The sequence below is a fragment of the Amycolatopsis sp. PS_44_ISF1 genome (assembly GCF_032335455.1).
Taxonomy (GTDB): Bacteria; Actinomycetota; Actinomycetes; order Mycobacteriales; family Pseudonocardiaceae; genus Amycolatopsis.
Window position 1 is genome coordinate 1,101,840 of record NZ_JANUXO010000002.1, and the last position, 14,033, is coordinate 1,115,872.

Here is a 14,033-nt window from a genome sequence, read left to right on the forward strand (position 1 = left end):
GGCCCAGCTCGTGACGAGGGCACACCGGCGCCGCCGGCGCCTTTGCCGGCTGCGGAAACGGCGGCCGATCAGGCCTCCCGTCGCGGTGAACCCAGCGGAGCCCGATCAAGCGGACACTAACCCGCGACGCCACGCCGACGCAATGGTCTAGTCCAAAGAGGGGAACGACGGGCGGAAATCGAGGACGCGCGGCCGCCGGCGGCTTCCCTTGCCCCGCCCGGCCGACGACGATCGCGGACCCGGTGGTGCCAGGATGCGCCATGCGGAAACTGACCTACGGCATGAACCTGAGCCTGGACGGCTACATCGCCGCGCCCGGTGACGATCTCGGCTGGAGCGGGCCGAGTGACGAGTTGTTCCGGTGGTGGCTCGAACAGGAGCAGGCGATCGACCTGTTCCTGTACGGGCGCCGGCTGTGGGAGACCATGGGCTCGCACTGGCCGACCGCCGACCGCCGGCCGGGCGCCACCGCGGCGGAGATCGCGTTCGCCCGGAACTGGCGGGAGACGCCGAAGGTGCTGTTCTCCTCCACGATCGGCGCGGCGGACTGGAACACCCGGGTGGTGACCGGCGACCCGGTCGCCGAGATCACCCGGCTCAAGGCCGGGGACGGCGGCCCGATGCGGGTCGGGGGCGCGACGCTGGCTGCGGCGGCCATGCGGGCCGGTCTGGTCGACGAGTACCAGGTCGTCACCCATCCGGTCCTGCTGGGCGGCGGCAAGCCGTTCTTCACCCCGCTGGACCGCTGGGTGAAGCTGGAGCTGACCGAGACCCGGACGTTCCCCGGCGGCTCGGTCCTGACCAGGTACCGGCGGGTGGCCGGCGAAGACTGATGCGGTGCCGGCGTTCGGCCGCGAAGATCGCGGCGGCCCGGTCGGTGCAGCCGCCGTCCGGGCCCCCGTCGCCGAAGTCCTGCGGCCCCGGGTCCTCCCGGCTCGCGACCCTCCGGGCTCGTGATCCCGCCGCCGGGAACCGGCCGCCCGCCGCCTCAGGCCATGGCCAGCAGCATCAGGCCCATCCCCAGCGCCATCAGCCCGTCCGCGCCCCGGCCCAGAGCCCGCAGCGGCGGCCCGGACGCCCGGGCGTCGTCGATCGCCCGGGCCAGGAACACCAGGCCCGCCACCAGGAACACGGCCAGCAGCCCGAGGGCCACGGCGGTCACGTCCACCGGAGGGCCGGTACCGGGGGCCGACGCCGGAAGGGCCATCCCCGGCATTCCCGGCATGTCCCTCGTCGCGCCGCCGGTGGGCGGGGCGCCCATCGCCCGGGGCATCACGAACACCATCCACGCCATGGCCGCCATCATCACCGCGTGGTACGCCGCCCCGCGCCGTCCGCCGGGCCCGGCGTGCGACGCACCGGTCACCGCCACCCCGGTGAACCACAGGGCCGCGAGCCCGAACAGCACGGTCTGCGGCCAGCGCGCGAGGCCCATGCCCACCGGCCACGCCATCACCACCATGGCCACGCACATCACGGCGTGCAGGAGGTCACCCACCCGCTGCGCGGCCGGGCCCGGCCGCACGCAGCGGTACGCGCAGAACACCCCGGGCAGCACGAACAGCACCGTGGCGAGCCACCGCAGGCCCCCGGCCGCGATCATGCGCGCGCCCACCGGACCTCGAGCAAGCCGTCCAGCACGAGGAAGCCCAGCAGCGACCACCCGAACAACGGCAGGTAGTAGCCGGCCACGGCGACCGCGACCAGGGCGGGGGCCAGGACCCGCCCCGGGATCCGCCGCCAGGCGCCCCGGGCCGGGAGGCGGCCGGGGCGGGCCCGGCCGCGAGTGGGGCGCCGCAGCCACCACATCCGGTAACCCCAGCCCAGCGCCGCAATCAGCCCCACCGCCAGCAGCGTCAGCACGATCTGGTTGGCCAGGCCGAACAGCAAGCCCATGTGGGCGTCGATCCCCCACGTGCTCAGCTTGGCCGCGAGGGGGTACCCGGCGAACCGCAGGGTGCCGGTGATCGTCCCGGTGACCGGGTCGACCGCCATCGAATCGGCCCACACGGGCCAGCTCCGGCCGACCTGGGCGACGACGTAGCCCTCGCCGGGCCCGGACGGCGGGCGGATCTCGACCGGGTCGCCCAGCCCGGCCCGCAGCGTCGCCCGGCGGGCACCGTCGAAGCCGAGGCCGGGCCCGTTCGCCGCCGGGGCCGTGGCCGAGATCGACGGCGTGGTCCAGTCCAGCCGGGCGCGGGGGTCGGCGAGCTGGGCGCTGGCGTGCGAGGACCAGGTCAGGCCGGTGGCGGACAGGAAGAGCAGGCCGGCCGCCAGCACCACACCGGTCCGCCCGTGCCGGTTCCGGAGCCGGCCCCGGCGGCTGGAAGCTCGCCGACGGCGGCGGCCGAACCAGAGCGCGAGCCCGGACAGCACCACGACCCACAGCCAGCTGGCCGCCAGTTCGCTGTACAGCCGGCCGAAATCGCCGAGGTGGGGGCTGCGGTGCAGCGCGTCGAGCCAGCCCCGCAACGGCATCGCCTGGCCGGAGCCGTAGGTCTCCAGCTGCCCCCGCACGGCTCCGGTGTGCGGGTCGAGGAACACCGTCCAGTGGTAGCCGGGGGCCAGGCCCGGCCGGTCGAAGATCACCTGGGTCGTGTCGGCCGGCGCGGGCCCGGGCCGCAGCCCGGTCAGGGTGCCGTCCGGCACGAGCGCCCGCGCGAGCGCGGCCTGCCGGTCCAGCGCAACGGCGCCCGGCGCCGGCGGAACGGGCAATTCGTGGTCGTAGACCACCTGCTCCACCTGCGGAGCCCAGACGTAGGCGAGCCCGGTGACCGCGGCCACCAGCAGGAACGGCCGATGAAGACCCCGGCGTAGAAGTGCAGGCGCAGCAGCAGCGGACGGAGCGCGGCCCAGCCGGGGCGCGGCTCGGCGACCGCCCCCGCCGCGGCTTCTTCGCGCTGGTCGATGGACATCAGGCTCCCTTCCTCCGCCTACGGCAGAAGTCGGGCAGCAGTCACCTCCGGTTCCCGCGAGCACCGTGACCTGGTTCACGCCACGCGAACGGCGCAGCGACACGAAGAGCACCGACACCTCGGGCCGGGCGGTGAACCGCGCGAGGCGGGTCAGCGCCCCACGCTCGAACCGAGGGTGTCCAGCGCCTTCGAGACCAGGGCGTGGGCGTTCAGGAGTGGTCGGGGTCGGTGTCGACGGCCAGGCCGCAATTGTCCACCCCACCGGTCGAGTCCACTGTGGATGATCTTCATCCCTTGCGCGCAGACCGAGAGTGGGTGGTCGCGCTTCGCCTGCTGCCTCGCGCCGACCGTCCACCGGGACGGCCGGCCGGTGCAGCCCGGCGTTCGGCTGTCCATAGTGGATTCTGCCCCACCGTGGCCCGGACCCCGGTCAGGTCTCGGTCGAGGGCCCCGGCGGACGGATCACCGAGCCGCGGCTCAGGGTTTGCGGCCGACGCCGCCGGCCATGATCCGCTGGGCGACGTTGGCCGGCTTCAGCAGCGGGCCGTCCGGCCACCAGTCGGTCAGGGTGACGACCTCGGGGGCCGCGTCCGGGCCGGGCGGGACGAGCTCGGTGCCGTGGAACAGTTCGCGGATCTCGGACCGGCTGCGGGCGACGACCCCGCGCAGCGAGCCGGTGCGGACGATCTCCCGCAGCTGCGCCACGGCCTCCTCGTCCCCGGAACCCTCGTCGGGCTCGATGAGGTGGGAGATCACCAGGTACGAACCCGACGGCAAGCGGTCGAGGAATTCGGCCGTGACCTCCGCCGGCCGGCCGCGCTCGCCCTTGTGGTGGTGCAGCGTGGCGACGAACAGCACCGCGATCGGCTCGTCCCAGTTCAGGTGCGAGCGCACCACCTCGCTGTCGAGGATGCCGCCGGGCTCGTAGATGTCGGCCTGGATGTAGCGGGTGAGGCTGTTGTCCTCGAGCAGGGCACGGCCGTTCGCGGCGACGATCGGGTCGTAGTCGCTGTAGACCACCTTCGCCTCGGGCCGGATCCGCTGGGCGACCTGGTGCACGTTCTCCGCCGTGGGCAGCCCGGAGCCGCAGTCGAGGAACTGGGTGACCCCGGCGTTGGTGGCGAGGAACCGGATCGCCCGGATCAGGAAGGCCCGGTTCTCCCGGGCGGCGTCGGCGAGCTCGGGCATCTTCTCGAAGATGCGCGCGGCCTCCTGGCGGTCGACCTCGTAGTTGTCCTTGCCGCCCAGCAGGTAGTCGTAGATCCGGGCGACGCTGGCCCGATAGGGATCCACACCGGGGGGAGCGTTCAGCTCGTCGGACAACAACCTCAGCCTCCTCGGCCAGGCGGGGACAGTGGCCCACACTGTAGCCACCGGCCTCCGTCTTCGCCCGTCAGGTCCCGGGAGGAGCGAGCACGAGCCGGGGCGGCCGAAACCGGTCCATTATGGACAATCCAGTCCGACGACGTATATGTCATTATACGGAAGGGTCGGTGATGGCCCGGTAAACCGGCCGGAGCAGCTCGGCGACGTCCTGGCCGCCCACCGTGACCGCCAGCGGCGGGGCCTGGTCCAGCAGCGCGTCGAACGCGGTGGACGGTCCGCGCAGCGGCGCCGCGCCGTCCAGCCCCGGGGCCGGGCCGGAGTCGAAGAAGCTGTCCACGACTTCGGCCAGGGCCGGGTACCGGTCACCGGGATCCGGCGGCCCGGCGGCGATGAGCCGGTTCTTCACCTCCTCGAGCAGCGCCTCACGGCCGCGGCCGCGCAGGGCCAGGACCGTGAACGGGTCGTCGGCGACCCGCGCCACCAGCGCGGAGAACACCGCGTTCAGGTGGCCGCACGGCACCTCGGCCGCCGGGCAGGTGCAGTCCAGTGAAACCTCCCGCGCCGACGACGGGAACAACGGCAGCCGGAGGGCTTCGCAGATCTGCTCGACGTCGCGCGGCAGCTCACCGCCGAGCAACTGGACCGTGACCGACGCTTTCGCCGCGAGGGCACCGGTGATCGCCGCCCAGTCCGGCTTCCCGAACGCCGCCAGCCCGATCCGCACCTGGTGAACGCACTCGTCCCGCACCTCGGCCTCGACGCGCCCGGCGCCGGCCGTCAGGGACACGACCCGCCCCCGGCCGGCCGCGGGCCGGAGGACGCCGATCGCCGCCAGCGCCCGCGTCAGCCGGGCCGGCCACCACGGCAGCGGCTCGCTCATCGCCCGCGTCCTCCCCCGGTGTGGGCACCCCGCGGCCCGGTCCTCGGTGCCGGGCCGCCCCGATCGTCGCACGGGCGGCCCGGGGCGCGGGCCCGGCGGTCAGCGCTTGGTGACCGGGCCGACCGGGAACTCCACCCCGGTCAGGTCTTCGGAGACGGCCCACAGCCGCTGCTGCCGGGCCAGGTCGTAGGAATCCGGGCTGGAGGCGACCAGCCGGGGGTGCCCCTGGGTCTCGGCCGGCCCGCCGGGACCGTAGTACTGGCCGCCGAGCGCACCGGGATCGGTGGCGGCGCGCAGGGTGGGCAGCGCTCCCCGCGCCGCGCTCTGGGTGAGCACCGGGCCGAGCCAGGCGAGCGGGAGCCGGAAGGCCGCGGGGCTGTTGCGGGTGAGTTCGGTGCTGGACAGGCCCGGGTGCGCGGCCAGCGCGGCGGTGGTGCCGTGCGGGGCGAGCCGCCGCTGCAGCTCGTAGCTGAACATCAGGTTGGCCAGTTTGGACTGGCCGTAGGCGCCGGCGCGGCTGTAGGACCGCTCCCACTGGAGGTCGTCGAAGTGGATCGCGGCCCGGATGCGGTGCCCGGTGCTGCTGACCGTCACCACGCGCGAGCCGGGCACCGGCAGCAGCCGGTCCAGCAGCAGCCCGGTGAGCGCGAAGTGGCCGAGGTGGTTGGTGCCGAACTGCATCTCGAAGCCGTCGCGGGTGGTCTGCTTCGGGGTGTACATCACGCCGGCGTTGTTGATCAGCAGGTCGATCCGGTCGAACCGCGCCCGCAGCGCCGCCGCGGCGGAACGGACCGAGTCGAGCGAGGTCAGGTCCAGCTCCTGCACGGTGACGTCGCCGGTGAGCCGCGCCGCGGCCTGCTCGCCCTTGTCGACGGAGCGCACGGCCAGCACCACCGAAGCCCCGCGCTCGGCGAGCGCCTTGGCGGTTTCGTAGCCCAGCCCGGTATTGGCCCCGGTCACCACGGCCACCCGCCCGCGCTGGTCCGGAATGGCCGCCGTCGTCCACTTCTCGCTCATTGCCGTCTCCCGATAAAGTACCGAAGGTATCTTGTATCGGCGACGTTAAAGTACTTGCGGTACGTTGTCAACGTACCGGAGGTACTTAAGCTAGGCTGACGAATGTGACTTTCCAGCGGGCGCGGACCGAGGAGCAGCGCGAGGCCCGCCGGCGGGCGATCCTGGACGCGGCGTCGGCGATGCTCGACGAGATGCCGGTGGCCGCGGTCACCTTGAACGAACTCAGCCGCCGGGCCGGCCTGGCGAAGCCGAACGTGGTGCGCTACTTCGAATCCCGGGAAGCGGTGCTGCTGGAACTGCTGGACCGCTTCCTGCGGGAGTGGCTGGCGGAGCTGGCCGGCGAACTGGCCGCCGGCGTCGACCGATCCCGGCCCATGACCGAGCGCGCCGCCGCGGTGGCCGAGGTCCTCAGCCGCTCACTGGCCGGCCGCGTGGTGCTGTGCGAGCTGTTCGGCGCGCAGGGCAGCGTCCTGGAGCACAACGTCTCCGTCGAGGTCGTGACCCGCTACAAGCGCGCCTCCCTGGAACACCTGGCCACGATGACCGCCCTGGTCACCGAGGCCCTGCCGGAGCTGCGCGAGAACGCGGCGCTGTTCAGCCTCCAGACCTTGGTCACGGCCGGCGCGATCTCGGCCTACACCACCCCTCCCCCCAGCCTCCAGGCGGCTTACGCGGCCGAGCCCGAACTGGCCCGGTTCCACCTGGGGCTGGGGGATTATCTGAAGCAGTCCTTGATAGCCACTTTCCTGGGTGTGCTCCCGCGTAGCTGAGCAGCGCTTTCGAATACGGGTCCCTTTCGAGAGATTCCACCGTTTCCACCCGGATGGCCGCCTGGTCCGGAACGAGGGCCGATCGACCCGGCCCGCAGCCGATCCCCGGCACGGGGGTGACGCGCAGATCAGGTAAGCCTAAGCTGCACACGCTCCCCCGGAGGCCGCCCGGCGGTCCCCGCTCACCCCTGCCGTTCGGAGGTCGAAGTCCCCGATGCCCGCCCGACCCGTGGTGGCCCGGTTCGCGGGCTCGGCCCGCGACTCAGCCGGAGGCGCCGAAACCGGCCCAGCGGACCAGGACCGGGGACCGCAGTCGCCCGGTTCGCCGCTCAGGATCGATGGGCGGGTGCTTCCCGCGCTGGCCGAGCCCGGCTCGTCGGCCGTGCTGCGGCGCGCGATCACGGGGCAGACGCGGCGGGTGGTGCCCGCCGCGCTCTTCTCCATGCTTCACCAGGCGTGCGAGGCGGCCGTGCCGGTGCTGATCGGCATCGGCGTCGACCAGGCGATCGCCCGGCAGAGCCCGGGGGCGCTGATCGCCACGCTCGTGGCGCTCGTCGTGCTCTTCGGGGTGCTGACCACCGCCCAGCGGATGGGCGGGCGGCTGGTGCGGCGGGCTACGCAGGGCGCCGCGCACGAGCTGCGGGTGCGGATCTCGGCCCGGGTGCTCGACTCGCGCGGCACCGCGCCGGGGGCGGTCCGCTCCGGTGAACTGCTGTCCACGGCCACCTCCGACGCCCAGCGGGTGGGGCTGATCAACGCCTCGATCTGGGCCGGCGGCGGCGCGCTCGCGGCGCTGGTCGCCGGCGCGGTCCTGGTGCTGCGGACCTCCTGGCTGCTCGGCCTGGTGGTCGTGCTCGGGCTGCTGCCCGTGGTCGTGCTGACCGCCCTGATCTCCCGCCCGCTGGTCCGGCGCAGCGCCGTCGAGCAGCACGCCGCCGCGGCCGCCGCGGGCACCGCCAGCGACCTGCTCTCCGGGCTGCGCGTGCTCAAGGGGCTGGGCGCCGAAACCGTCGCTTCCGCCCGGTACGCGGCGGCGAGCGTCGTCTCGCGCGACGCGGCCGTCCGCGCGGCCGTGGTGGCCGCCGCCCGCACCGCGACGGTGACCGCGCTGACCGGGGCGTTCCTCGCGGTGGTCGCCTGCCTCGGCGCGTACCTCGCGCTCTCCGGGAAGATCAGCATCGGCGAGTTCATCAGCGCCATGGGGCTCACGCAGTTCCTGCTCGGCCCGTTCACCTGGATCGCCGCGGTCGGCGCGCAGGTGGCCCGGGCCCGGGCGTCGGCCACCCGGATCGCGAACGTCCTGCGGGTGCCGGCCGCGGTCGGCGCCGGATCCGGCTCGGTCCCCGGCGGCGCGCTGGGCATCGAGGTCCGCGGCGCGGCCCGCGACGGGCGGGATCCGCTCAGCCTGAGCATCGCCCCCGGCGAACGCGTGGGCATCGTGGCCCAGGACGCGGCGGCCCACGCCACGGTCGACGCGCTGCTGGAGTGCCTGGCCCGCGAGGCCGACCCGGACGTCGGCACCGTGCGGCTCGGCGGCATCGACCTCACGGAACTGGACCCGGACAGCGTGCGCGCGCGTCTGCTGGTGGCCCGCCACGACGCGGTCCTGTTCACCGGAACGCTGGCGGCCAACCTCGGCGCCGAGGTCCCCGGCCGTGACCGGCGAACCGTCGGCGACGCGGTGCACGCCGCGGCCGCCGACCAGGTCGCGGAGGTGGTGCGGGGCGGCACCGCCGCGGTGCTGACCGAACGCGGCCGGTCGCTCTCGGGCGGGCAGCGCCAGCGGGTCGCGCTGGCCCGGGCCCTGGCCGAGGACACCGACGTGCTGGTGCTCGACGACCCGACCAGCGCCGTGGACAGCGTCACCGAAGCCCAGATCGCCGAGCGGGTGGCCCGGCTCCGCGACGGGCGCACCACCCTGGTCGTCACCACGAGCCCGGCGCTGCTCGCCACCACCGGGCGGGTCCTCGTGCTGGCCGGGGGCCGGGTCCGGGCCGAGGGCACGCACGCGGAACTGGTGTCCGCCGACGCCGCCTACCGAGAACTGGTGCTCCGATGACTACACCGTCTACACCGTCCACACCGGACACACCGCCGACACCGTCCACCCCGCCGACACCGTCCACACCGGACACGCCAGCGGCACCGTCCACACCGGACACCGGAACCACGGACACCGGCACCGCCACCGCGGTCGCCGAGCCGTCGGCCTCCGTGCTGCTGCCCACCGCTACTCCGGCCGAGACTCGCGCGGAGGCGTTGGCGATCCTGCGCCCGCACCGCGCTCTGGTCCTCGGGGCCGCCGCCACGCTGACCGCCGGGGCGGTGCTGGGGCTGGTCGGGCCGCGGGTGATCGGCTTCATGACCGACCTGGTGGTGCAGCGCGGCGCGCTGTCGGCGGTGGTCGTGGCGGCCGTGGTGCTGCTGGTGGCGTCGGTCGGGCAGGCGCTGTTCACCGGCGCGGGCACCGCGCTGGTCGCCCGGCTCGGGCAGACCGCGGTGGCCGGGGTGCGGGAGCGGGTCCTCGACCGCGCCGTGCACGTGCCCTCCCCCGCGCTGGAGCGGGCCGGCCGCGGCGACCTCGTCGCGCGGGTCTCCGGTGACGTCGAATCGGTCAACGACGCCGTCGGCGAGGTGCTGCCGGTCCTGGCGAACGCCGCGCTGACCATCGGGCTGACCGCCGTGGCCCTGGTCATCCTGGACTGGCGCTTCGCCATCGCCGGGCTGCTCGCGGTGCCGCTGCAGGTGATCGCGCTGCGCTGGTACCTGCGCACGGTGGTCCCGGTGGTGCGCGCCGAACGGGAGGCCGAAGGCGCCCGGGCGCAGCAGATCCTCGATTCCGTCGAAGGCGCCGACACGGTGCGCGCGCTACGGGCGGGCCACGAGCACCTGGCGGCCATCACCGAGCGTTCCGACGCGGCCCGGCAGCTGTCGATCAAGCTCGCCGCCGTGCAGCGCCGGTTCTTCGGCAAGCTCAACTACGGCGAGGTCGTCGGGCTGGCCGCGCTGCTGCTGGTCGGCTACTACCTGGTCGGCGCCGGCAGCGCCACGGTCGGCACGGCCGCGGCCGCGGCGCTGTACTTCCACCGGCTGTTCGACCCGTTCAACCAGTTGCTCAGCCTGTTCGACGAGGGCCAGACCGCGGGGGCCGCGTTCGCGCGCCTGGTCGGCGTGGCCGCGATGCCCGGGCGGCCGGAGCGACCGGCCGAAGCGCCGCTTCCCCAGGCCGGCCGCGCCGGGGTCGAGGTCCGCGAGCTGCGCTTCCGCTACTCCGGCGACAGTCCCGACGTGCTGGACGGGATCGCGCTGACCGTGCGCCCGGGCGAGCGGGTGGCGGTGGTCGGCAGCACCGGCGCGGGGAAGACGACCCTGGTTTCGGTGATCGCCGGGGTGCTCGCCGCGCGCAGCGGCACGGTCGAGATCGCCGGGCGGCGGGCCACCAGCGCCGAGGACCTGCGCGACACCACCGTGCTGATCACCCAGGAGACGCACGTGTTCGCCGGCCGGCTCGCCGACGACCTGCGCCTCGCCGCCCCGGACGCCGACGACGCGACCCTCCTGGCGGCGCTGGACCGGGTCGGCGCCGGGGACTGGGTCGCCGGGCTGCCGGACGGGCTGGAAACCCCGGTCGGCGCCGGGGGGATGCGGGTCGACGTGGCCCGGGCGCAGCAGATCGCGCTGGCCCGGCTGGTGCTGGCCGATCCGCCGCTGGCCCTGCTGGACGAGGCCACCGCCGAGGCCGGGAGCGCCGGGGCGCGGGTGCTGGAGCAGTCCGCGGACGCCGCGCTCACCGGCCGCACCGCCATCGTCGTCGCCCACCGCCTCTCCCAGGCCGCCGCGGCGGACCGCGTCGTCGTGCTCGACGGCGGGCAGGTGGTGGAGGACGGGACGCACGCCGAGCTGGTCGCCGCGGGCGGGCGGTACGCCCGGCTCTGGGCGGCCTGGTCGGCCAGCCACGACCAATCCGGACACTGACCGCTCGCGGACGGCCGGACCCGCCGGGTCACCCAGCGTGACCAGACGGTGAGGCCGGTAGACCCGAACTAAGGTAAAGGTACCCTTCCCAGGTGAGATCACGACGCGGAGCGTCCGCCACGACCCCGGGGCCACCGGCGTGAGCGCCCTGAAAGAGCACTCGCTTCACCCGGCCGGTCAGGGCGCCGCTCCCCCGCGGCGACGTCGCGCGGCCGGGTTCCTCGTCCTGGTGCTCGCCATCGCCGTCATGGCCGTGGTGTCGATGGCCGTCGGCGCGCGCGGGCTGAGCCCGGCGCAGGTCTGGCACGGGCTGTTCGCGGGCACGAACGACCCCGACCCGGCGCTGAACGAGATCGCGCTGATCGTGCAGACGGTCCGGGTGCCGCGGACGGTCGTCGCGATCGTGGCCGGCCTGGCGCTCGGCGTGGCCGGCGCGCTCACCCAGGGCCACACCCGCAACCCGATCGCCGACACCGGGCTGCTCGGGATCAACTCCGGCGCTTCGTTCGCGGTGGTGCTGGCGATCTTCCTGTTCGGCTGGCAGAGCCCGGCCCAGTACGTGTGGTTCGCGTTCCTCGGCGCGGGCGTGGCCGGAGTGCTCGTGTTCGGGCTCGCCAGCGTCGGCCGGGGCGCCGGGAACCCGCTCACCCTGGTGCTGGCCGGTCAGGGGGTGGCGGTGTTCCTGGCCGCGATGACCACCACCGTCGCGCTCTACGACCGGGCCTCGCTCGACGCGCTGCGGCAGTGGAACGCCGGCTCGGTGGCCGGGGCCGGCTCCGGGGTCCTGTGGGCCACGCTGCCCTTCATCGGGCTCGGGCTGGTGCTGGCGGGGATCAACCTGCCCTCGGTCAACCTGCTCGACCTGGGCGACGACGTGGCCCGGGCGCTCGGCACGAACATCGCGCTGAGCCGGGCCGTCGGCATGGTCGCGATCACCCTGCTGGCCGGCGCGGCCACCGCGGCGTGCGGGCCGATCGCCTTCCTCGGGCTGATGGTCAGCCACCTCGCCCGGCGGCTCACCGGCCCGGACCACCGCTACCTCGTGCCCTGCGCGGGTCTGCTCGGCGCCGTGGTCCTGCTCGTCTGCGACGTCCTCGGCCGGCTGGTGGTGCGCCCCGGCGAGCTGGAGGCCGGCATCGTGGTGGCGCTCGTCGGCGCCCCGTTCTTCGCGGTGCTGGTCTGGCTGGGAAGGGTCCGCCGCGCATGACCGGCCGAACCGCACCCGAAGCCGCCTCGCTCCCCGGAGTGTTCCGGGCGGGCCGCCTTTCGCTGGTCTGGCGGCCGTGGCCGGTGCTGATCACCGCGGTGCTGCTGGTGGCGACCCTGGTGGCCTTCTGCCTGTCGATCGGCCTGGGCGAGTTCCAGATCAGCATCCCCCAGGTGCTCGCCACGATCTTCGGCCAGGGCGACCGGGCCGACAGCTTCGTGATCATGACCCTGCGGCTGCCGCGCGCGCTGATCGGCCTGGTCGTCGGGCTCGCGCTGGGCATCTCGGGCGCGCTCACGCAGTCGATCGCGCGCAACCCGCTGGCCAGCCCGGACGTCCTCGGCGTCACCTCGGGCGCCGGCACGGCGGCCGTCCTGCTGGTCACCGTGACCGGCGGCGCGGCCGGCGCGATCACGGCCTCGATCGGGCTGCCCGCCGCCGCGCTCGCGGGCGGCCTCGGCACCGGGCTGGGCGTCTACGTGATGGCCCTGCGCCGCGGCATCGACGGGTTCCGGCTGCTGCTGATCGGCGTTTCGATCAGCGCGGTGCTGGAGGCGATCACCAACTGGCTGCTGGTGACGGCCGACATCCGCGACGTCGGCCGCGCGCAGGGCTACCTGGTCGGCTCGCTCGACGGGCGGTCGTGGACCGACCTGTGGCCGGCGCTGATCGGCGCGGCCGGGCTGGTGCTGGTGGTGCTGGCGGTCGCCTTCCAGCTCAAGCCGATGCACTTCGGCGACGACGTCGCGGCCGGGCTGGGCGTCCGGCTGCCGGTCGTGCGGGCGGTCCTGCTGCTGTGCGCGGTGCTGCTGGCGGGGGTCGCGGTGAGCGCGGCCGGACCGGTCCCGTTCGTCGCGCTGGTCGCGCCGCAGGTCGCGATGCGCCTGCTGCGGTTCCCCACGCCGCCGCTGGTGGCCTCCGGGCTGTGCGGGGCGCTGCTCGTGCTCGGCTCCGACCTGATCGCCCGCACCATCCTGCCGGTGCCACTGCCGGTCGGGATCGTCACCGCGACGATCGGCGGCCCGTTCCTGGTGTTCCTCCTTGTCCGCGCGAACCTCACGAAGACGGCGTACCGCTCATGAAGAACGAGAACCCGCGGCTGGCGGCCAGCGGGGTCACCGTCGGCTACGGCGGGACCCCGGTGATCGACGGCCTCGACGTCACCATCCCGACCGGGGTGATCACCACGATCATCGGGCCCAACGGCTGCGGCAAGTCGACCCTCATCCGGACGCTGGCCCGGCTGCTGCGGCCCCAGCAGGGCAAGGTGGTCCTCGACGGCAGCGACATCGCCACGCTGCGGACCAAGGACGTCGCGCGCAAGCTCGGCCTGCTGCCCCAGGCGCCGATCGCGCCCGAGGGGCTCACCGTGGCCGACCTCGTGGCCCGGGGCCGCCACCCGCACCAGAGCTGGATCCGGCAGTGGTCCTCCGACGACGCGCAGGTGGTGGCGCGGGCGCTGGCCCTGACCGGCGTGGCCGACCTGGCCCACCGCCCGGTGGACTCGCTCTCGGGCGGGCAGCGGCAGCGGGTGTGGATCTCGATGACCCTGGCCCAGGGCACCGACCTCCTGCTGCTCGACGAGCCCACCACCTTCCTCGACCTGGCCCACGCGATCGACGTGATCGACCTGGTCGACGACCTCCACGAAGGGGGTTGCACGGTGGTGATGGTGCTGCACGACCTCAACCTGGCCGTGCGCTACAGCGACAACCTCGTGGTGATGGCCGGCGGCACGATCGCGGCCCAGGGGCACCCGCGGGAGGTGGTCACGGGCGAGCTGCTGGCCGAGGTGTTCGGCCTGCGCGCCCACGTGATCGACGACCCGGTGAGCGACCGGCCGCTGATCGTGCCCATCGGCCGCGCGCACGTCCGAGACGAGCATCTCATGGAGCGTTAGAAGGCTAGCCTGCCCTTAGTTCCCGCTGTAGCATAACGCCGTC

12 protein-coding genes are annotated in these 14,033 nt (G+C 74.4%); 7 read left to right on the top strand and 5 right to left on the bottom strand.

The features are described 5' to 3' along the window. The first annotated feature begins 260 nt into the window (after positions 1–260). The gene (locus NYF13_RS19430; protein ID WP_315658610.1) at positions 261–833 is read left to right on the top strand and encodes a dihydrofolate reductase family protein; all 573 of its coding nucleotides are present in this window, start codon (positions 261–263) and stop codon (positions 831–833) included. A 155-nt stretch (positions 834–988) separates the two neighbouring features. On the opposite strand, the gene NYF13_RS19435 is transcribed toward NYF13_RS19430, so the two are convergent. From NYF13_RS19435 to NYF13_RS19455, 5 genes are all read right to left on the bottom strand, one after another. Further along, complete coding sequence (locus NYF13_RS19435) at positions 989–1,603, bottom strand: DUF5134 domain-containing protein (protein WP_315658611.1); 615 nt, start codon at positions 1,601–1,603, stop codon at positions 989–991. Continuing rightward, positions 1,600–2,784: a PepSY-associated TM helix domain-containing protein gene (locus NYF13_RS19440; RefSeq protein WP_315658614.1), complete on the bottom strand. Its 1,185-nt coding sequence runs from the start codon at positions 2,782–2,784 to the stop codon at positions 1,600–1,602. Before NYF13_RS19440 ends, NYF13_RS19435 begins: the two co-directional genes overlap by 4 nt. A gap of 608 nt (positions 2,785–3,392) precedes the next feature. Next, positions 3,393–4,238, bottom strand: coding sequence for an SAM-dependent methyltransferase (locus tag NYF13_RS19445; protein ID WP_315658615.1), 846 nt, complete (start codon positions 4,236–4,238; stop codon positions 3,393–3,395). Positions 4,239–4,392: 154 nt separating this feature from the next. Beyond that, positions 4,393–5,121 carry a hypothetical protein gene (locus NYF13_RS19450; RefSeq protein ID WP_315658616.1) on the bottom strand — a complete coding sequence of 243 codons (729 nt, stop codon included), beginning with the start codon at positions 5,119–5,121 and terminating at the stop codon, positions 4,393–4,395. A gap of 99 nt (positions 5,122–5,220) precedes the next feature. Beyond that, on the bottom strand, positions 5,221–6,138 hold the full coding sequence (locus NYF13_RS19455) for an SDR family NAD(P)-dependent oxidoreductase (protein WP_315658617.1): 918 nt from the start codon (positions 6,136–6,138) through the stop codon (positions 5,221–5,223). A 104-nt stretch (positions 6,139–6,242) separates the two neighbouring features. Between NYF13_RS19455 and NYF13_RS19460 the strand changes: the two genes are divergently transcribed. The 6 genes from NYF13_RS19460 (at position 6,243) to NYF13_RS19485 (ending at position 13,990) form a co-directional block, all read left to right on the top strand. After that, on the top strand, positions 6,243–6,908 hold the full coding sequence (locus NYF13_RS19460; protein WP_315658619.1) for a TetR/AcrR family transcriptional regulator: 666 nt from the start codon (positions 6,243–6,245) through the stop codon (positions 6,906–6,908). A gap of 346 nt (positions 6,909–7,254) precedes the next feature. After that, complete coding sequence (locus NYF13_RS19465; RefSeq protein WP_315658620.1) at positions 7,255–8,967, top strand: ABC transporter ATP-binding protein; 1,713 nt, start codon at positions 7,255–7,257, stop codon at positions 8,965–8,967. Continuing rightward, the gene (locus NYF13_RS19470) at positions 8,964–10,883 is read left to right on the top strand and encodes an ABC transporter ATP-binding protein (protein WP_315658621.1); all 1,920 of its coding nucleotides are present in this window, start codon (positions 8,964–8,966) and stop codon (positions 10,881–10,883) included. Before NYF13_RS19465 ends, NYF13_RS19470 begins: the two co-directional genes overlap by 4 nt. A 139-nt stretch (positions 10,884–11,022) precedes the next feature. After that, positions 11,023–12,090, top strand: coding sequence for an iron ABC transporter permease (locus NYF13_RS19475; protein WP_315658622.1), 1,068 nt, complete (start codon positions 11,023–11,025; stop codon positions 12,088–12,090). Continuing rightward, positions 12,087–13,172, top strand: coding sequence for an iron chelate uptake ABC transporter family permease subunit (locus NYF13_RS19480; RefSeq protein WP_315658623.1), 1,086 nt, complete (start codon positions 12,087–12,089; stop codon positions 13,170–13,172). Before NYF13_RS19475 ends, NYF13_RS19480 begins: the two co-directional genes overlap by 4 nt. Next, positions 13,169–13,990: an ABC transporter ATP-binding protein gene (locus NYF13_RS19485; RefSeq protein ID WP_315658624.1), complete on the top strand. Its 822-nt coding sequence runs from the start codon at positions 13,169–13,171 to the stop codon at positions 13,988–13,990. The genes NYF13_RS19480 and NYF13_RS19485 overlap by 4 nt, the downstream gene beginning before the upstream one ends. Positions 13,991–14,033: the final 43 nt, after the last annotated feature.